Annotated in this window: 12 protein-coding genes and 1 riboswitch; of the genes, 3 read left to right on the forward strand and 9 right to left on the reverse strand. The window is 54.7% G+C overall.

All coding sequences use genetic code 11. The features are described from left to right. The first annotated feature begins 22 nt into the window (after window positions 1-22). Window positions 23-1,672, forward strand: a complete 1,650-nt coding sequence (locus BR86_RS0106195) for an ATP-binding cassette domain-containing protein (protein ID WP_031472204.1) — start codon at window positions 23-25, stop codon at window positions 1,670-1,672. On the opposite strand, the gene BR86_RS0106200 is transcribed toward BR86_RS0106195, so the two are convergent. After that, window positions 1,650-2,498 carry a hypothetical protein gene (locus tag BR86_RS0106200; RefSeq protein WP_031472206.1) on the reverse strand — a complete coding sequence of 283 codons (849 nt, stop codon included), beginning with the start codon at window positions 2,496-2,498 and terminating at the stop codon, window positions 1,650-1,652. The genes BR86_RS0106195 and BR86_RS0106200 overlap by 23 nt on opposite strands. Before the next feature lie 99 nt (window positions 2,499-2,597). Next, window positions 2,598-4,256: a SulP family inorganic anion transporter gene (locus tag BR86_RS0106205; protein ID WP_031472207.1), complete on the reverse strand. Its 1,659-nt coding sequence runs from the start codon at window positions 4,254-4,256 to the stop codon at window positions 2,598-2,600. 280 nt (window positions 4,257-4,536) lie between these two features. Continuing rightward, window positions 4,537-4,636, forward strand: a riboswitch (TPP riboswitch). 28 nt (window positions 4,637-4,664) lie between these two features. On the opposite strand from BR86_RS0106205, the gene BR86_RS0106215 reads away from it, so the two are divergent. Next, a complete protein-coding gene (locus BR86_RS0106215) occupies window positions 4,665-5,381 on the forward strand; it encodes an energy-coupled thiamine transporter ThiT (protein WP_051684629.1) in 717 nt (238 codons plus the stop codon). An 11-nt stretch (window positions 5,382-5,392) separates the two neighbouring features. Here BR86_RS0106215 and BR86_RS14595 read toward each other — a convergent pair whose 3' ends face one another. From BR86_RS14595 to BR86_RS15615, 7 genes are all read right to left on the reverse strand, one after another. Next, window positions 5,393-7,258: a TaqI-like C-terminal specificity domain-containing protein gene (locus tag BR86_RS14595; protein WP_038288040.1), complete on the reverse strand. Its 1,866-nt coding sequence runs from the start codon at window positions 7,256-7,258 to the stop codon at window positions 5,393-5,395. A 193-nt stretch (window positions 7,259-7,451) separates the two neighbouring features. Further along, window positions 7,452-10,493: an EAL domain-containing protein gene (locus tag BR86_RS0106225; protein ID WP_031472211.1), complete on the reverse strand. Its 3,042-nt coding sequence runs from the start codon at window positions 10,491-10,493 to the stop codon at window positions 7,452-7,454. Then, the gene (locus tag BR86_RS0106230) at window positions 10,490-11,962 is read right to left on the reverse strand and encodes an extracellular solute-binding protein (protein WP_051684630.1); all 1,473 of its coding nucleotides are present in this window, start codon (window positions 11,960-11,962) and stop codon (window positions 10,490-10,492) included. Before BR86_RS0106230 ends, BR86_RS0106225 begins: the two co-directional genes overlap by 4 nt. A 247-nt stretch (window positions 11,963-12,209) precedes the next feature. Then, on the reverse strand, window positions 12,210-14,513 hold the full coding sequence (locus BR86_RS0106235) for a xanthine dehydrogenase family protein molybdopterin-binding subunit (protein ID WP_031472215.1): 2,304 nt from the start codon (window positions 14,511-14,513) through the stop codon (window positions 12,210-12,212). A 152-nt stretch (window positions 14,514-14,665) separates the two neighbouring features. Then, complete coding sequence (locus BR86_RS0106240) at window positions 14,666-15,193, reverse strand: (2Fe-2S)-binding protein (RefSeq protein ID WP_031472217.1); 528 nt, start codon at window positions 15,191-15,193, stop codon at window positions 14,666-14,668. Further along, entirely contained in the window at window positions 15,190-16,158 is a 969-nt protein-coding gene (locus tag BR86_RS0106245; protein ID WP_075034445.1) for an FAD binding domain-containing protein, read from the reverse strand. The genes BR86_RS0106240 and BR86_RS0106245 overlap by 4 nt, the downstream gene beginning before the upstream one ends. Then, window positions 16,142-17,140: an NTP transferase domain-containing protein gene (locus BR86_RS15615; protein ID WP_242841575.1), complete on the reverse strand. Its 999-nt coding sequence runs from the start codon at window positions 17,138-17,140 to the stop codon at window positions 16,142-16,144. The genes BR86_RS0106245 and BR86_RS15615 overlap by 17 nt, the downstream gene beginning before the upstream one ends. A gap of 127 nt (window positions 17,141-17,267) precedes the next feature. On the opposite strand from BR86_RS15615, the gene BR86_RS0106260 reads away from it, so the two are divergent. Next, window positions 17,268-18,371, forward strand: coding sequence for an ABC transporter substrate-binding protein (locus tag BR86_RS0106260; protein ID WP_031472221.1), 1,104 nt, complete (start codon window positions 17,268-17,270; stop codon window positions 18,369-18,371). Window positions 18,372-18,409: the final 38 nt, after the last annotated feature.

The following is an 18,409-nucleotide window of genomic DNA, read 5'->3' on the forward strand; positions in this document are numbered from 1 at the left end:
GAAAATATAAAGGAATCACCGCATGATAAAATTTGAGAATGTCTCCTTCGGCTTTCCGCAGAAGGAGCTGTATGAAGATATCAGTTTCAGCATCGAGGCGGGCGATCATGCCGCTCTGATCGGCAGCAACGGCTGCGGAAAGAGTTCCCTGATCCGTCTGATCACCGACCGCGACCATTATACCTACGACGGAATCATCCGGATCGACCCGGGCTGCCGGATCAGCTGCATCCACCAGTTTGTCGAGCACACCTCCGAAGAGATCACCTCGTTTGATTATCTGGCCGCTCCCTTCCTGTCCCTTCTTGCGCGCTTCGATGAGGTCTGCGCACGCCTTTGCGACGGGGAGGATCCGGAGCTCCAGACACAGTATGATTCGCTGATGTCGGAACTTGACAGCCTTGACGCATATAATTATGAGCCAACCATCCGGAAAATGCTCTCTTCCGCCGGTCTTGACAACATCGCGGACACTCCGGTCACCCGGATCAGCGGCGGCGAGTACAAGCTCCTCTGCATTCTCCGGAGCATGCTGATGAAACCGCAGCTCCTGATCATGGACGAGCCGGATGTCTTCCTCGATTTCGAAAACCTCGTCAGTCTGACCCGCATGATCAACCGCTACGACGGGACCATTCTCGCCGTAACCCACAGCCGGCTTCTTCTGAGCCAGTGTTTCGACAAGATTCTCGACATTGAAAACAAGGGAATCCGCGAGTTCCCCGGAACCTTTGCCGAGTACAGCACCTGGATTCTCGAGACCAAGATCGGTCTCTTTGAGCATTGCCGCGACTTTGACGAATTCATCGAAAAACAGGAGGATATCGTAAAACGCGTCGGTGAACTCGCCTCCGCGATGGCAATCCCGCGCCTTGGACGCCAGGTCAAAGCAAGAGCCACCTACCTCGAACGCCTGAAAAAAATGCGCGGCGAGGATCCTTTTCTGGAGGATCATCACCACGCATTCCGTTTTCTGACATCCGCTGAGGCGGACGGCACATCCGGCATATCACCCGCTGCCGGCGGGGACCTCGGCACCGGGAGTGCCTCTGCTCCCGCCATTGAGCTGGAGGACTTCTCGCTCTCTTACGACCGCGAGATTTTAAGCCATCTCTCCTTCTCCATCCGGAACGGTGAAAAGGTCGCTCTCGTCGGTGCCAACGGAACCGGAAAATCCAGCCTTCTCCGCGAGATTTACGCGATGCTCGAGAAGGAAGCACCGGGCAAAGCCGGCTATTTCCGACAGGTCATCACCGAGCAGGACGGGGACCTTCTGTCCGGCGGTGAGCGGTGCCTTGCGCAGCTGGACCGCCTCTGTGAGGAGCCGCATGACATCCTTCTTCTGGATGAGCCGACCAGCCATCTGGACATCCACGCTCAGATTGCGCTGGAGAAAGCCATCCGGGAATATACCGGAACCGTCCTCATGGTCTCCCACGATCTGTTCGCTGTGACCGGATGCACCGACCGCGTACTCATTCTGGAAAACGGCACCATTCGCGAGATGAGCGGCCGCAGTTACCGCAAATCCGTGTACCGGAATTATTTTGACAGCGATGTCTTTGAAACCGAACGCCGCCGGATCGCAGCCGAGATCCGCGTCTCGAATCTGATCCGCGCCCGGAAATTCGATGAAGCGCGAAAAGAACTCAGTGAATCTCTTTCTCTTTAAGTTCTTCCAGCGTATGAGTCGGCCACGCCTCTCCCGTCCTTGCCACGGTTTCCGCGTCCATGTTGATGAGTGCCACATCCGGAAGATCGTTGTCGTAGAGCGTGAACTTGATCAGGAACATCTGTCCCTGATCGGAGAGGGTCTTAAACTGAAGCGACAGAAGCCCCTTCGTCCCCGCAATCTGTTTTGTGGCCATCGGATACCGTGAGGTTGGCTCCTTTTGCTTCTTCGGGTCATACGCATACGTATAATAGGTCAGGACACCGCCTTCCGCCTTCACTCGGTCGATGATCGCATCGGCATCGGCCGGGGTCGCGTTGCGCGGAAGGAAATCATAGGTGATCTGATCTCCGAACCGGTACTTCTCATCATCCTTATATGCGATGGCGGCCAGCGTCAGTCTGGTCTTATCGCCGGAAACGGTGCGTGAAGTGTCGTTCAGGAAATTAAACAGAGTGAACTCCGTATCGTACCGTTTTCCGATCTTGAATCCCGTATATGCCCATCCGTAAGGCTTGATCTTGGATCCGTCCCGGTCCAGATACGCCAGTTCTCTCCCACATGCGTTTTTGATGCTCTTATTGACCTCGCCCTGCCGCGGCATATCCCCGATATCAATGACATCTTTGCCGATCCGGAACTTCAGAAGGCTTTCGGATGGATACCGGTCTTTCGTCTCCGTGGAAATGTTCTCCTCACCGGAAGACTCCGCCGAAGAACCTCCGGATAAAAAAGACGGGCCCGCGCAGCCCTGAAGGCATAACATGCCTGCCAGAAGGAGCGCAGCCCCGAAATGAAATAATCTGTGATTGTTTTTTCTTCTCATCCGCACACCCCTTATCTCACAGCACAATAATGAATGCTATATTTTATCATTATTATACCGTAATTAAGAGTTGCAGGCAAATGTCCGGGCCGGTTTCGCTCAGGAAATTTTGGCTTCGGCCATTCTGATCGCCTCACCGATATGCGGTGCAAAATTCTCTTCGCCGACTTGTCCGATCAGACCGAACTTCTCCATCGCCCGCCACGGCTGTTCATTGACATGAGAGAACACCATCTGTGTTCCGTTGGCCGTACAGCGGTCCACAAACTGGGAAAGGGACCTGAGTGCGCTCGCATCGATTGCCGGAACGCCCCGCATCCGGAGGACAATACATCTGGTATCCGCTTCCGGTGTGATTGCCGCAAGCTGATCCGCATTTCCGAAAAACATCGGTCCGAAGATTTCAAATACGCGGATCTCCTTTGGAATGTGGCGGAGAGCCTGTTCATCCTCCGGCTTATCGCCGTCCGCCGGATCAAAGTATTTCCATCCCATGACACCGGACTCATCGCTCATCCGCTTCATAAAGAGAATGCACGCGAGAATCATGCCGATCTCGATGGCAATGACCAGATCAAAAATCACCGTCAGCGCAAAGGTGATCAGAAGAACGGCAATGTCGCTCTTCGGGGCCGTCTTTGTGAGAAGAACCACCATGCGCCAGCCGCTCATGTTGTAGGCAACCATAAACAGAATCGCCGCAATCGTCGGCATCGGGATCAGAGCTGCATACGGCATCAGAAATACCAGTACCAGAACCAGAATGACCGCATGTATCATGCCGGCGATCGGAGAACGGCCTCCGTTTTTGATGTTTGCCGCAGTCCGGGCAATCGCGCCGGTAGCCGGAATTCCTCCAAACAGTGCAGAGCCGATGTTGCCGACGCCCTGCGCCACGAGTTCCATATTGGAGCGGTGTTTTCCGCCAACCATTCCGTCCGCAACGACACAGGACAGCAGGGACTCGATCGCAGCCAGAATGGCAATCGTAAATCCGTTTCCGGCCGCCGCATGGATTCCCTCAAAGGTGACCTCCGGAATATGGAACGCCGGAAGCGCGTTGCTGATGGAATAGAGATCTCCGATTGTATTGACCGGAAGGGCAAGGCATTTCACCGCCGCGCTCGCAGCGATGACCGCGATCAGAGACCCCGGGATCTTCTCGGAAACTTTCGGCCACACAATCAGAATCAGGAGACTGACGATGCCGACTGCAAGCGCCGTCGGATTCATTGTCCCGGAATTCCGTGCAAGCGCCGTCAGCTTCTGCACGGTCTCAATCGCTACCGTTCCCTTCGGATACGTGATTCCGAGAAAATCTTTCAGCTGGCCGATGATGATCGTCACCGCGATTCCGGCCGTGAATCCCATCGTAATGGTATACGGGATATAGCGGATCAGACTGCCGAAGCGGAACACTCCCATCAGAATCAGGAGAATTCCGGCAATCACGGTTGCCAGAACCAGTCCGTCCATTCCGTTCTTCATCACGATACCGGCTACGATTGTGGCAAATGCCGCCGTCGGTCCCGCGATCTGAACCTGACTTCCGCCCAGCAGGGAGATCAGGAATCCTGCCACAATCGCCGTATAGATACCCTGCTCCGGACCGACACCGGAAGCCAGTGCCAGGGCAATCGAAAGCGGCAGTGCAATGATGGCGACAATCAGTCCGGCCACCGCATCCGCCGCAAATTTCTGTGCCGTATACCCCTTTAACGTCGTGAGGAGCATCGGCTTCAATTCATCTCTGTTCATTTCTTTTCTTCCTCGTAATCATCTGTGCCGTATGGTATCACGCGGCCGGAACCACAAACTCATCACGTCATGAATTTCTCCCGGCTGCGCCCGATGTCCGCGGAGACAAAAGCATACGCCCCCGAATCGTCGCAGACGGATAAAATCATATCACAAAACAACCGGCCGGAACACCGTTTTTTCAATCCTTTTGCACAACAAAGTCAACAAACAGGTATCGCAAGGTGACATCTTCCGGTCTTGACAAACTTTTCGAAAAGTTCTACCTTAGTGTCAGTTTAATAATTGCTGGGGGTGCCTTCGGGCTGAGAAATGTTTCGACATTACCCTTATTACTTGAACCGGACAATACCGGCGTAAGGAAGCAGATGAACTCCCGGCATCATGATGTGTATGGGAGGTTTTTTTATGTCAATTTTGGTCAATTCTTCCGTTGATGAGTGGGGCGGCATCACCTACACTCCGACTGCCGCCGGTTTTACTGCGATCGTTCTCGCAATCCTTGCGCTTCTGATTCTCGGATGCGGTCTTTTCGGCCACCGGCAGAAGCTGAGCACAAGACAGCTTTCCGTCTCTTCTCTTGCGATTGCGCTCGGCGTCGTCACTTCCATGATTGAACTCATTCACATGCCGATGGGCGGATCCGTCACCCTGTTCAGCATGCTGTTTATCTCTCTGGTCGGATACTGGAACGGACTCCGCCCGGGGATCATGACCGCAGTCGCATACGGTCTTCTCCAGATGCTGATCAATCCTTATATCATCAGCGTTCCGCAGATGATCTGCGACTATCTCCTTGCGTTCGGCGCTCTGGGACTTTCAGGTCTCTTCTGTCATTCCGCGCACGGACTGCTGAAGGGATACCTCGCCGCGGTTCTCGGACGCTATTTCTTTTCCTTCCTCTCGGGATGGATCTTTTTCGGCACCTATGCCTCCGACTACGGTTTCCGCAGTGCGGTTCTGTACTCACTCGCCTATAACGGCGCATACCTCGGGCTGGAGGCACTGTTCACCGTCATTCTGATCAGCATCCCGAATGTGCAGAATGCACTCGGCTATGTGCGGCAGTTCACCGCGGACGACGCGGAGGAGCACAGTGCCGCGTCCCGGCACCGGATTGCCTGATGCAGCGCCGGTTACCGGCGGCACAGCTCCAGTTCCGAATCGGTGAGGCCGTACAGCCGCCCGATCTTTTGCTCAATCAGGGAGAGGATACCGCTCGTATCCTCTTTTTTTGTACGGAGAATTTCATCGACCAGTTTCACAATCTCCTTCTGTTCTTCCTCACCCGCTTCCGGAATCGGAATCTGCTCAATATGAGAACGGAGAAGCTTCACCGACCGGTATTTTTTCCGGCACCAGAACGAGACAACCGCAGAATTCATCACCGCCAGAATGTAGCGGATCGAATAGCCTTTCAGTCTCGGAATCAGGATATTTGCACTGTTCAGCGTGAGCAGCCCGCGATCGTCATAGGCAAAGGCCGGCGTCGTTCCGATGAACCGGTAGATCAGTTTTTCCTCTGCCCGGTAGAATTCCTCCCGGGCAGCCTGCTGGAGCCGTGCCCTGTCATACCGGAGATAGACTCCGCTGTCACGATACGTATATCGTTCAATATCGCTGCCGCGAAGCACCATTTCGCTTCCCGGGGCGCATTCCTCCGACAGAAACTCGCGGTTTGACCCGGTCACGATCCCGAGAGCAAAATCCGCATTGCCTTTCAGATAAACCCTTCCCGATTCCGGCCGGATCTTCCGCAGCACCCGTTCTTCTTCGTCCGTCACATCAAAATTCCAGTAGAATTCCGCCAGATCGCGCGACTGACGGAGAATCCGCGTCTTATCGCCGCAGGTGATACGGCAGCTGAGACTGTCTTTCCCGCAGTCTCCGTTCTCTTCGTATTCCCGTCGTTCCGCCCCGAGGAGAATCACCGGGCAGGAAACACCCCGAAACGCATTTCCGATATAACATATAAACCGAAGACCGGTCTTTCGCCGCAGCATCTCACGGATGGTCCGGTGCCGGCCCACATTCAGGATCGCTTCGGGAAGAACAAAACCGATCCGGGTATCCGGCCCTGCAAACCCGATCGACCGCTCCAGAAAGAGATCGTAGGACTCTGTTCCGTGACGGGTGGCACACTCATACTGGTCTAAAAACGCCTTCTTTTCTGCTTCCGAGTACACATATCCCCACGGCGGATTCCCGACGATCAGGTCAAATGTCCCCGGCACCGCATCGCGAAGATAATCGCCGCACCGGATGTGTTCCGCAAGAATCCGTTCATCCCGGACGCCGTTCAGCCGGAGATTCATTCTTGCGATTTCCACCGCATCCGCATCGATATCCATACCGTACAGATTCTCAAAAGGAATTCCCCTCCGCAGAGCCTCGAGCAGAAAATTGCCGGTACCGCAGCAGGGATCGATCATCCTTTTCTCCCGGATCTTTGGAGTGACCCGCTCCATCTCATCCATCATCTGCGCAACCGTCTTCTGCGGAGTGTAGTATAATCCCGACATTTTCCGGTCTGAATTTGCCATCAGGGAGAGATAGACAAACCCGAGATAATCCTGATAAGGCACAAAGGAAGGACCTCCGTCCCGGAGAATGACCTGCCGGTCCCCGCGATCGGTCTGCTGCCTCCTGAGAAGCGTATACTGTTCCCGGAGAATGGACGGAATACGCCGTGTTTGCGCCCCATCCGTCCGGAACGCTTCCAGAATTCTCCCGCAGACTGCCCGGTTCGTCCCGTCATCTTCTATATAATCCTCATACAGATCATTGCCGCGCACCGCGCGCTTGTTTCTCCGCGCGGTCAGTTTGTCCAGACTCCCGTTCCGGATGGCTCCGGCCGTTTTTTCGATTTCCGCACGGGAAACCGTGCTGCCGTCCGAGGACAGTCTTCCGTTGCGAATCCAGTTCCGCACCGTTGCGGGCGTGACAAAAAGCAGAGAAGCAGCCTCTGCGACACTGATTTTCTCGTCTCTCATGTCCCGCATCACTCTGCCTCCCTGCCTGCTTCTGTCCGGAATATTCCGGATGTCATCTTTTGCTTTCTGTCGATATTTTCGGTTTCATTCCTTTGCTTTTCAGCGTTTCTTCCGGGTTTCCACTGTATCTTCCGGATTACTTCTCCGGGAAAAACCGGCTGTTTTTCTTCTGTTTCCTGAAAAAACTGTCATTATGTCTGTTTCAGTCTTGATGCTGCGCGGTCATTTTCCGGATCTCTTCTCTCGCGGCGGGATCGGCATCACACAGTGTCTCCGACGGACGGGCAAGGTAAAATCCCTGAATCAGATCCGCACCGAGACGGATACAGGTCTCCGCTTCCTCTCGGGTCTCCACGCCCTCGGCAATGATCATCTTGCCTCTCTCATGCGCATAGTTCACGATATATTCCATGATCGCCTTTTTGTCCGGGTTGTTCTGATTGTCCTTGATGATGGCGATGTCGACCTTGATGTACTTCGGCGAAATCATCAGCAGCGCCTTCTCGCTGTTGTATCCCGACCCGTAATCGTCCAGTGCAACTTCCATGCCCATTTCCCGGAGCGCCAGAATCTTCTGATCCCATTTTTCCTGGGAGACAGCCTTCTCCTCGGTGATCTCCATGACCAGACGGTGAAGCTTATCGTGATAATTCGTGCTGAGATACTGCACCATTTCCCTGGTGATCGTCTGATCCGCAATCGAATTGTAGAACAGCCGGACATCCGGACTGCAGCCGCCTTTGTCCGCCAGCCGGAAGAACGCCTCGATGGATTCCGGAACCATCACATTCTCGATCTGATTCATTCTGGACTCCATCCGCGCCGTCTCGATCACCTCTGCCGGAGAGGAAAATGCCGGCTGATCCGGCCGCATCAGCGCTTCATACGCATAGATCGTACCGGTAGATACCCGGTAAATCGGCTGGAACACAAAATGGAATTCCCTGTCTTCCAGAAGTTTGATCAGTCCGTCCTTCTTTCTGCGGACGTCATCTTCTTCCTGATAGTTTTCGATATCGAAAGTGACGAACTCGCCCTTCCGGTTTCGCTTCGCAATATAGAGGGCGGAATCGGCATAGCGCATCAACATCTCATAGTTTGATGCGTCTTCCGGGTACCACGCGATTCCGGCGGAAATCCGGACCTGTCTGCGCTGTCCGTCTCCGACCTCGATCACCGCTCTGGAAAATGCATCCTTCAGGCGGCTGATCTGCGTCTCAATCTCCTCCCGGCTCTCGCCGTAATAGAATACGTTGAACTCGTCGCCGGAAATCCGGGCGGAAAGCGCCTTGGCGGAAGAGCACGCCATAATCGTCTTGGCCGCCGTGCGGATATAGGCATCGCCGAACTGATGGCCATAGGTATCATTGACACTCTTCAGATTGTCCAGATCCATCATCAGGAGAGCGCCGACGCCAAACTTCCGTTCTCCCGCCTCAAGAAGTTCCGTGATCTGTCTGCGGAACGAACGGCGGTTCAAAAGACTCGTGAGCGCATCGTGGTCGCGTTCAAAGATGATCATCCGGTTCCGCATAAGGGACTGTGTGACATCTTTCGCAAAACCGTAATGCATATTGTTTTCCCTGGATTCGCGTAAGCGGATGAAACATTTCTTTCCATCGCGCGTGATCTCATAGATCTCGCCGTTGATGCCGCTTTCCTGCTCCACGATATATTCGGATAGTCCGCTTAAAATCGCCCGGAATTCCATGACGCTCAGCGACTGGAGATTCTCCGGAGTCTTCAGTCCGAAGATATCAAAAAAGCCTTCGGTGACATACAGCGTCTTCTGCTCATCGTCGATCTGAAATCCTCCCAGCTTCTCCGAGGACATCTGAATGATCCTGGAAAAACGCCGGCCGGATGCGATCACATCCTCGCTCAGCCGCTCAACCTCATTGGAAAGAACATCGATTTCACGGATTCCGGTCTTCGGAAGACAGATCTGACTTCCGGGATCCGCTGTGCGGATTTTTCCGTGAAGACGTGCGATTGGCTTCTGAATATGATACGAGATGAACACACTCGCCGCGATACCGAACAGAATCATCGCTCCGGCAGAGATCATAAATACCATCCGGACCAGATTCGGATATTTCTCGATACTGTCGTTCGGGACAACCGCGCCCAGAACCCAGTTCACATTCGGATACGGAACGTTGGAGCTGTAGAGATTGAGCGAAAATGCGCGGCAGAAATATTCGGCACTGTCCGGGTGAAGAAATGCTTCGGCCGGCAGCGTCTCCCGCTGATTGGTCAGAGATTTGCGGATCGCCTCCCCGATTCCTCTGTCGCTCGCCGCCCAGGTAAAATTGCCGGATCCGAAAAATGCGGCAAATGATTCCGGTTTTTCCTCCCAGTTTGGCGCCAGTCCGAGAAAATAGCAGGCTTCCGCATCATCGGTCAGTTCGTTCTCCGGAAGCAGCGTGCGGATATAGTCCAGCGTGAGGTCCACACCCATCACGCCGTAGACGGTTCCATCCCGCAGAATCAGCGGAACCGAGTACGTGATAAAGGTCCGGTCTTCCCCCGAAAGTGACGTCACACTTCCCCAGAAACCGAGATCCCGCCAGTCGTAAAGACCCTTATTCCGGAATGCGGTCTGATAGGGCATATAGAAAAAGGGATACAGATCCTGTTCGTCCGTATGATACTGGAAGCACGGACTCCAGCTGATGTCGGTTGAAATGCCGGTACTCCGGATGACCGCCGCCGGTGCCCGTTCCAGAAGAAGATCGGTATTATGTTCCGTCGGCGTCGAAAGCGGATCCAGATCACGGATATAAACTCCCTGTTTGTCCAGAAGAGTTCCCTGTTTCTCCATTTCATCCAGATCGTCCGTATTCAGGATGATGTAAGCACCCGTCACACGGCTTGCGCGCATGATGCCGATCAGCTTTTCGGCCGCTTCCTCGAGAAACATATTGACCCGCTCTCCCGGATGGTTCAGTTCCTCCAGCGTCAGTTCGCCGCGTATAAGCTTCACACGCATACGACGGTTGATCTCCTCGACCTCAAGGGAAATGTTCATCCAGTTATTCTGCATCATGGATTCGATGTAATTCTTCCTGGCCCGCAGCCGCCCCTCAACCACATCGCCGGCATATTGGGCAAACCGCCGGTTTACGCCGGAGATCGCGGCTGCTGCATACAGAATTGCTGCCTCGATGAGAAGCATTGCCATCAGAGGAATCAGAATTCTCCGGAAGATCGGCATATCATGGTTTGAATTATTCTTCATCATCGCATTTCTTCCAATTCTTTTTTTGTCTTCTCATACCACCGGTCAAAGTTTTTGTCCGTATCATATTGCGCTGCCGCTTCTTTGCGGCGCATTCCCTGTTTTACCAGGATCTCTACCGATTCCCGGTCCATCTCCGACTGTTCTATAAGAGACGTTGCCAGATAAGTCCGGAGTTTTGCGCTGTTTTTCATCGGCGCGGTACTGTACATTTTATTTTCGTTCACAGTTGTCATCGCCGTTTTGAGTGCACTGCGGATAATGTCCGATGCCCCGCTTCCGCTCAGAAGTTCCGGATTGTTGGCCGCAATCTTTACCGGGAGATAACTGGTAGCCAGGGAAAAGCGGAGATTATTTTCCGTCTTCGTGAACCATTTGAGGAATTCCACTGCCGCTTTTTCCTTCTCTTCGTTTGACACCGAAACGGCCATACCGGCGCCCTGTTCTACATAATACTGCTCTCCTTCCGCAAAAACCGGCGCCTTCCGTATCTCCAGACGGACCGGATAACTAGTATTGTCGGACCGGGTCACCGTCCCGGACGCAAATGTCACACTGGCACTGGATCCCACAAACGCAAGGATGGTTCCCATCTTCATATCATCACTCCGGAACCGCCCCGATGCGGTAAAATACCCGTTGATGAACGGAACATAATAATTGTCCCAGAGTTTTCGCATCACTTTCCGGTCAAAATGGATCTCCGCGCGCCCTTCTTCATCCGGAGTGAGAATTCCCGTTCCGAGCTGAGCCGCGCCGACCATACAGTAATTCGCAAGAGAGTCTCTTCCGAAAAGTGCTTTTCCGTCATCCGGAGTAGCCGTTTTCCGATCGGTCCATTCGTAGTATTCTTCTGCAAGTTCCGTCACACCCTCGATCGTGGACAGTTTCTCTATATCCGCTCCGGTCTCTTCGGCAAACCGGTCCCAGTCTGTCCGGTTCAGAATCAGAAGCTCCGTTGCCTTGGCAATCGGAAATATCTTCAATTCATTCTTCGCCGACAGCACGCCATCTTCCATATAGCGGTCAACGTATTCTTTTTTCTCCGCTTCGCTCAGAAACGGCGCCATATCCTTCAGAATTCCCCGGGCATCCAGTTCTTTTGCCGTGTCCGGATAAACCGGAAAAAGATCCGGTACCTCGGCCGAACCGACTCTCTTATCCACAGCAGCCCATACCGCGCTCTCCAGATCTTCCAGTGATCCCTGACTGGTGGGCTCGACATGGATTCCCTTCTCCCTTCCGACCGTATCATTGAATTCCTGCACCAGCGACAAAAAGCACTCCAGCTGCTGCCCTCCGTAGTAAGTCCACAATGTGATCTTTATGGGATTCTTGTCTTCCGCCGATTTCGCCGCATAACTGCTTTCTCCCGCCATACACCCGGCGGTGCAGAACAACAGCACCGCGGTCAGCATGATTCCGGCTCCCCGCTTCAGCCGCGCTCTGATCCCAAAATCCCGATCTCTCATAAATAACCTCCGCGCCGATCCGAACGTGCAGTCCAACGGCAATTCTTTCTGTCCGCATCGTCCGGGAGATATCACAACCTATCCCCTGTCGTTCGTTACAGGGCTTTCATCATAATATCGGCATTCTATTATATAATAATAATTATTTTTGTGTGAAAAATGCCGCAGAGAACCGATTTTTCGGCCTCTGCGGCATTTTTCACTCTTTATTTTAGATGTTTTTCGTATGTTTTCCGATTATTCCGGGTTACTTCCCGATCCCCCGCTGATCCACGGTATAGTCTTCTCCGAACAGAACCTTTTCCGGCGTGACCGGCAGCGAGAAAATCCGTCTTCCCGTTGCCTGATAAACCGCCTCGGCGATCGACGGTCCCGGCGTGTTGATGACAACCTCGCCGATCGACTTCGCGCCGAATGGGCCGGATCCCTCATAACTGCTCTCAAACTCGATATTCAGGTGTCCGATGTCGTTTCTCGTCGGGATGCGGTACTGCATCAGACTGTCCTGCATCATGCGGCCGCGGCGGTTATAATCGACGCGCTCGGTGAGCGCCATGCCGATGCCCTGAAGGACGCCGCCCTCGGTCTGCACTCTCGCAAGTGCCGGGTTGAGCGGTGTTCCGCAGTCAACCACGCCGTAGAAATTCTCCGTCCTGACTTCTCCGGTCTCCGGATCGGTGATCAGTTCCGCCACACTGGCCATAAACGGCGGCGGGGAGGTCGGAGAGGTATTGCTCACGGTCACCTCCACCGCATTGGTGTTGTTGCACATGGACCGGGTTGCGATGTCGGTCATCGACACGGACCGTCCGCCGCAGCGGACACAGGATCCGTCAAAATCACAGTCTTCCGCGGATGCTCCGAGCATTTCCGCCCCCATCCGGATGATGCGGCCCCGAAGTTCAAGCGCGCATTTCTCCACCGCTTTTCCGGTGACATAGGCCGTACTGGACGCATAAGAGCCGGAATCATACGGGGATGTATCCGTATCCGCGCCGCTGGTCACGACATTGTCCAGCGGGCATTCCAGCACCTCCGCCGCAACCTGGGCTAGAGTCGTATCGCAGCCGGTTCCCATATCCGCGGCGGCGATGCGAAGAATATAGAAGCCGTCATCATTCAGCTTCAGTGACGCGCTTCCGACATCGACGCCGGAAATTCCGGATCCCTGCATGGTGATGGCACAGCCCATGGAGCGTATTTTTCCGTCCGGAAGTACCTCCCTGTGCGGTTTTACATCCCATCCGCTGATTCTGCGGACATGTTCGATGCAGCGGTCCAGCGCGCAGCTCGTCGCCGTCTCGCCGTAATACGCCGGCATCACATCGCCCTGATGAATGATATTCTTGACCCGGAGTTCAAACGGATCAATGCCGAGGCGGTCCGCCAGCTCATTCACCGCGGATTCCACGGCAAAACAGCCCTGTGTCGCGCCATAGCCGCGGTATGCACCGGCTGACATGACATTGGTGTAAACCACGTCATTGACAAACCGGAAAGCCTCCGCCTTCCCGTAGAGCGGGATGGTCTTGTGTCCGGACAGTCCGACCGTCGTCGGTCCGTGCTCTCCGTAGGCTCCGGTGTTGCTGAGTGTGTAGAGGTCTATCGCGCGGATCCGTCCGTCCCTGTTTGCCCCAAGGCGGACGTGAAGTTCCATCTCATGGCGCGGGGAGGACGCGATCTGGCTCTCTTCCCTTGTAAAGATCAGTTTTGACGGCCGCTTCAGCATCCATGTGACCATCGCCGGATACACTTCACTTATCGCAGACTGCTTTGCGCCGAAACCGCCGCCGATCCTCGGCTTCCGCACATGGATCTTCGACTTCGGAATGTGAAGCGCATTGGAGACGATACGGCGGACATGGAACACAATCTGCGTGGAGCTGATGATATTCAGTCTTCCGTATTCATCGATATCACAGTAGGTGCGGAAAGTCTCCATCATCGCCTGCTGACTCGCCGGTGTATGGTAAATGCGGTCGATCACGACGTCACAGTCGGCCAGCACCTTCTCCACATCACCCTTTCCGCACTCGTCATGGGCACAGAGATTTCTCCGGTTGTCCGCATTGGCGGCCGCCACAAGAGCCTCCCAGTTCTCTTCCGGATGAACCAGAACCGGGTTGTCTTTCGCCTTGCGGTAGTCCAGAACCGCAGGAAGCACCTGATATTTCACCTTCACCAGACGCATGGCTTTCTCCACCGCCTCGAGAGTCTCTCCGGCGAGAACTGCCACCACGTCGCCCGCAAACCGGACATGACGGTCGATCAGAAGGCGGTCATACGGACTGAACTCCGGATAGGTCTGTCCGGCCTGTGTATACCGCTTTGCGTTCTGATCCACATCCTTCCAGGTGAAGATCCGGACCATTCCCGGCACTTTCATCGCCGCTTCGGTCTGAATCTCTTCCACAATCGCGTTCGCATGCGGGGAGCGGAGTATCTTTACCGCAAGGCAGTCCTTCGGCGTGATATCATCCACGTAGACCGGCTTTCCGGTCACAAGCTGCATCGCGTCCTTTTTCCGGAACGCATGATTGACGATCTTCAGTTCATCGCGTTTTTTCTGCGCATCTTCCGCGTCCTGCTCCATCTGCCGGCGGCTTTTTTCCCATTCCTCGCGGGACTGCGCTCTCTTCAGAATTCCGTTGTCGTAGACGGCTCCATCCGCAAAGATACCCTTTGATTTCTTCTGTTCCGCCATCACCGAACCTCCTTTTCCGAGCACTCCGTCCCGCCTGTCGCCTCTTCTTTTCCGTGTCCCTCATAGAGACCGCGGCTGTATTTCCAGTCAAGGTAGTTCTTCACCGCTCTCAGCTGACTCTCATATCCGGTACAGCGGCACAGATTCCCGGAAAGGTATTCCTTGATCTCATCCTCGGTCGGATCCGGATTCTCCCGAAGCATCGCGATGGTGTTCATCACCATGCCCGGATTGCAGAATCCGCACTGTTCCGCTCCCTGATCCGCAAGAAAGCCTCCGAATTCCGCGGCCTCCTCCTGAAGTCCCTCCAGCGTGGTGACCGTTCGTCCGTCCGCTCTCGCGGCAAGCACCGAACAGGAAAGGACCGGCACATCATCCAGAAAGACGGTGCAGAGGCCGCAGGATGTCGTCTCACAGCCGCATTTTACGCTATAACAGTCATGCATCCGGACAAAATCAAGGAGTGTCATGCCGGGATCGATCTCGGATACGACCTTTTTCCCGTTTAAAAACATACTGACGATCATGCGTGTACCCCTTTCTCTTCTTTCCGCAGGTTCCTGTTCTGAGCGTGGTCGCTCTCTCCCGTGCCGGATCTCTCAGCGCATCCCGCGGCGCCTTCGCGGACATTTCCCTCCGTATTTACGGTTTTCTTTGCTCCGGCAAGCGTTCGGAGAATCCGGGCGGTCTCCACACCGACCAGAGCGCTCCGGTAGCGGCTGCTTCCCCTCATATTGCTTCCGGTTTTTACCGTCTTTCTTGCCTCCTCCGCAAAAGCACGGATCGTCTCCTCCGTAAGAAGCGGCGTCTCTTCGCTCCGCTCCGCAAAAGGACGCTCCGCCTTCCAGCTCTCCGCGGCCGGAACGCGCTCCGCTCTCTGCGGCTTTGCGCCGATCACCAGGCGGATGGATCCGTCTTCCAGAAGGGCCCCCGCCGCGGTCAGCGCCGGAAAATCCGTCGACGCGTTCGTGCGCACCGACTCATAGGCCGCATGGAGTTTTTCCTTCCGGATAATAATCCGCGTGAGAATATCGCGATCCGGTTTTGCGGCGGCAAACTCCGTCAGCGGAACGAGCTCGGTTTTCCCACTGCCTCGATACATCTCAACACTGGTGTCGAAAGCAAGGAACAATGTCAGCACATCGGAAAACCCGAACCGGCCGAAAATGCTTCCGCCGACGGTGGCCATATTCCGGAACTGTACACCGATGATATGACAGACTGCCGCCTTCGCCGCGCCCTCCGTGTACCGGTCCATGACCTCACTGTTCTCCAGCTCCCGGAGCGTCACCATGCAACCGATCCGGATCTCATCTTCCGTCTCTTCGATCCGGTCAAGTCCCAGCCCCGACAGATCGACAAATGTACCCGCCGGATTGTGTCGGAGCCGAAGCCATGTCATGCCGCCCGCCGTCCGGGTGCTCTTTTTCTGATTCAGTTCCCATGCTTCCTGCAGGGACTGTACTTTCTTATATTCACTGATTCGAAACATCTATATCCTCCGGTCTGTCGATATCGTTTAATTCTTCGCGAAACTGCGCCTCCACCACATGAACCGGCAGTCCGCTTTCTCTTGCCGCTTCCCGTCCGCCGGTGTCCCCGGTGACCGCAAGAAGCGCCGGAAAGGTGCTTTCCGGGAAAATCATCGGACTTCCGACGGTTCCGTCTTTTCCGAGCCGGGTCAGATCGTCCGGATGCCGCAGAAACTCCATCGCCAGCCGTTCGAGCGTGGCAGGGCGGATATAGGGCTGATCGCAGGGAAGAAAGAGAATCCCACGGCATTTTCCCGCGGACTGTTCCATACAGTCCTTCGTCCCGAGGCGGACGGTATCGCTCTGATCCGGAAACGGATTCATCACAGTCCGCATATCCCTCATCCGGGCCATCTCCGCAATCTCCGGATAACGCGTCACAACCACCGTGTTTTTCCGCATTGGAACGGGCACCGCATCGAGCGTGCGTTCCGCCATCGTCACCCCGCCGAGATCCGCAAGGAGCTTATTGGATCCGAATCTGCGGCCGTATCCGGACGCCATGACCACGATGGAGACAGCGGAAAGATCTCCGTTTTCTCCCGAAGTCTCTTGTTTCTGTTCCGTCCCCTTGAAGCCATTTTCCGCCGGATCGTATTCCTCCGCGTTCTCCCCGAAGATATCCCGGTAATACTGCATTCCGCAGCTGCGGACCTGCCGCTCCCATATCTCGTATTTTTCAAGGAAGGCCGCGCCCTCTTTTGTGAGAACGCTTCCCCCTCCGGCTTTCCCTCCGGCCTTTCCGGAGAGAAGCGAAAAACCAAGATTCCGCTCTGCCGTTCGCATAATCCTCATCGCCTTCGAGTAGGCCATATTCATGCTTTTGGACGCGGCATGAAGGCTTCCGGTATCCCGGACGCGCCGCAGAAGTTCCGCCGGTCCCGGGCCGAAGATTTTCTCACCGTTTTCTTCACAGATCTGAACCTGAATCTTTGGATGCAACGCACTCACCTCCGTCCGACGTTCCGCCTCGCCGTTATCTCCGCCCATTTTAACTGAAAATCCTTTACAAAGAAAGCAAAAGCGTTATACTTTTATCGGTATAACGATGCAGAAAGGATAGACTCAAATGAAAAAACAAACCATTCTTCTCACCATCGCCGCTTCCATCGCGGTTTCCTCCGTCGCAGGCTGCGGCGCGTCCGCTGCGGCCGGCAGTTCGGTTTCTGCCGCTGAGACAGCGGAAAGTAGGGAATCTGCCGGCATCGAAAGCATTTCCCAGTCCTCCGCGCAGGCGGCCGTAAACGGCGACGGCGCAGTCACCGTGACAGACCAGACCGGCCGTGAAGTCACCCTGGACAAACCCGCAGAGAAGATTGTTTCCTGCTATTATCTGGTGACCGCTTCCCTCATCCCACTGGGCGAAAAAGATTCTCTGGTCGGCATTGAGACCAAAGCGGACACCCGCGGCCTCTATCAGCTGGCTGCTCCGGAGCTTCTGAATCTGCCGGGCGTCGGTTCCGGAAAAGAGATCAATGTCGAAAAGATCGCATCTCTTTCCCCGGACGTTGTCATCCTTCCGAAAAAGCAGAAGGACGCCGCAGAAAAACTCACATCTCTCGGCATCCCGACCGTGGTGGTGAATCCGGAGACCTATGATGATTTCAACGGTATGATCCGTCTTCTTGGCGACATCACCGGCAAACAGGAAAAGGCAGACGAACTCGTATCCTACTATGACCGTTCCGTTGAGGAGATCCGCAGCCTTGTATCCGGCACAAAAGAGCGCCCGTCCGTTTATCTGTGCGGCAGCGATTCCGTTCTCCGCGCGGCGGCAGGCGGAATGTATCAGGATGAAATGATCGAGATCGCCGGCGGCATACCGGTCACAAAGGATCTTCCGGACACGAAGTGGGTGGACATCACCGCAGAGCAGCTCCTCTCCTATAATCCAGAATACATCTTCAATGTCAGCTATTCCGAATTCACCACGGACGATATCCGGAACAACACAGCCCTTGCGGAAGTCAGCGCGGTAAAAGAAGACCGGCTCTTCACCGTTCCGTCCCGGATCGAGGCCTGGGATTACCCGCAGCCGTCTTCGATCCTCGGCATCTACTGGATGACCTCCGTTCTTCACCCGGAGCTCCTTTCCGAAGACGATTATGTAAAGAAAGCCCAGGAATTCTATAAGACCTGGTTTGACATCGACGTGACAAGAGATCAGCTGTAACAACTCAACATGTTCCATTCAACTGTATGATCCGCATT

This window comes from [Clostridium] aminophilum DSM 10710, from assembly GCF_000711825.1.
In the GTDB taxonomy this organism is placed as follows: Bacteria; Bacillota; Clostridia; order Lachnospirales; family Lachnospiraceae; genus Clostridium_R; species Clostridium_R aminophilum.

Excerpts from the sequence above, each read along its gene's own strand:
- BR86_RS0106195 (WP_031472204.1), top strand. The coding sequence starts at position 23 with ATGATAAAATTTGAGAATGTCTCCTTCGGCTTTCCGCAGAAGGAGCTG.
- BR86_RS0106200 (WP_031472206.1), bottom strand. The coding sequence starts at position 2,498 with ATGAGAAGAAAAAACAATCACAGATTATTTCATTTCGGGGCTGCGCTC.
- BR86_RS0106205 (WP_031472207.1), bottom strand. The coding sequence starts at position 4,256 with ATGAACAGAGATGAATTGAAGCCGATGCTCCTCACGACGTTAAAGGGG.
- BR86_RS0106215 (WP_051684629.1), top strand. The coding sequence starts at position 4,665 with ATGTCAATTTTGGTCAATTCTTCCGTTGATGAGTGGGGCGGCATCACC.
- BR86_RS14595 (WP_038288040.1), bottom strand. The coding sequence starts at position 7,258 with ATGCGGGACATGAGAGACGAGAAAATCAGTGTCGCAGAGGCTGCTTCT.
- BR86_RS0106225 (WP_031472211.1), bottom strand. The coding sequence starts at position 10,493 with ATGATGAAGAATAATTCAAACCATGATATGCCGATCTTCCGGAGAATT.
- BR86_RS0106230 (WP_051684630.1), bottom strand. The coding sequence starts at position 11,962 with ATGAGAGATCGGGATTTTGGGATCAGAGCGCGGCTGAAGCGGGGAGCC.
- BR86_RS0106240 (WP_031472217.1), bottom strand. The coding sequence starts at position 15,193 with ATGATCGTCAGTATGTTTTTAAACGGGAAAAAGGTCGTATCCGAGATC.
- BR86_RS0106245 (WP_075034445.1), bottom strand. The coding sequence starts at position 16,158 with ATGTTTCGAATCAGTGAATATAAGAAAGTACAGTCCCTGCAGGAAGCA.
- BR86_RS0106260 (WP_031472221.1), top strand. The coding sequence starts at position 17,268 with ATGAAAAAACAAACCATTCTTCTCACCATCGCCGCTTCCATCGCGGTT.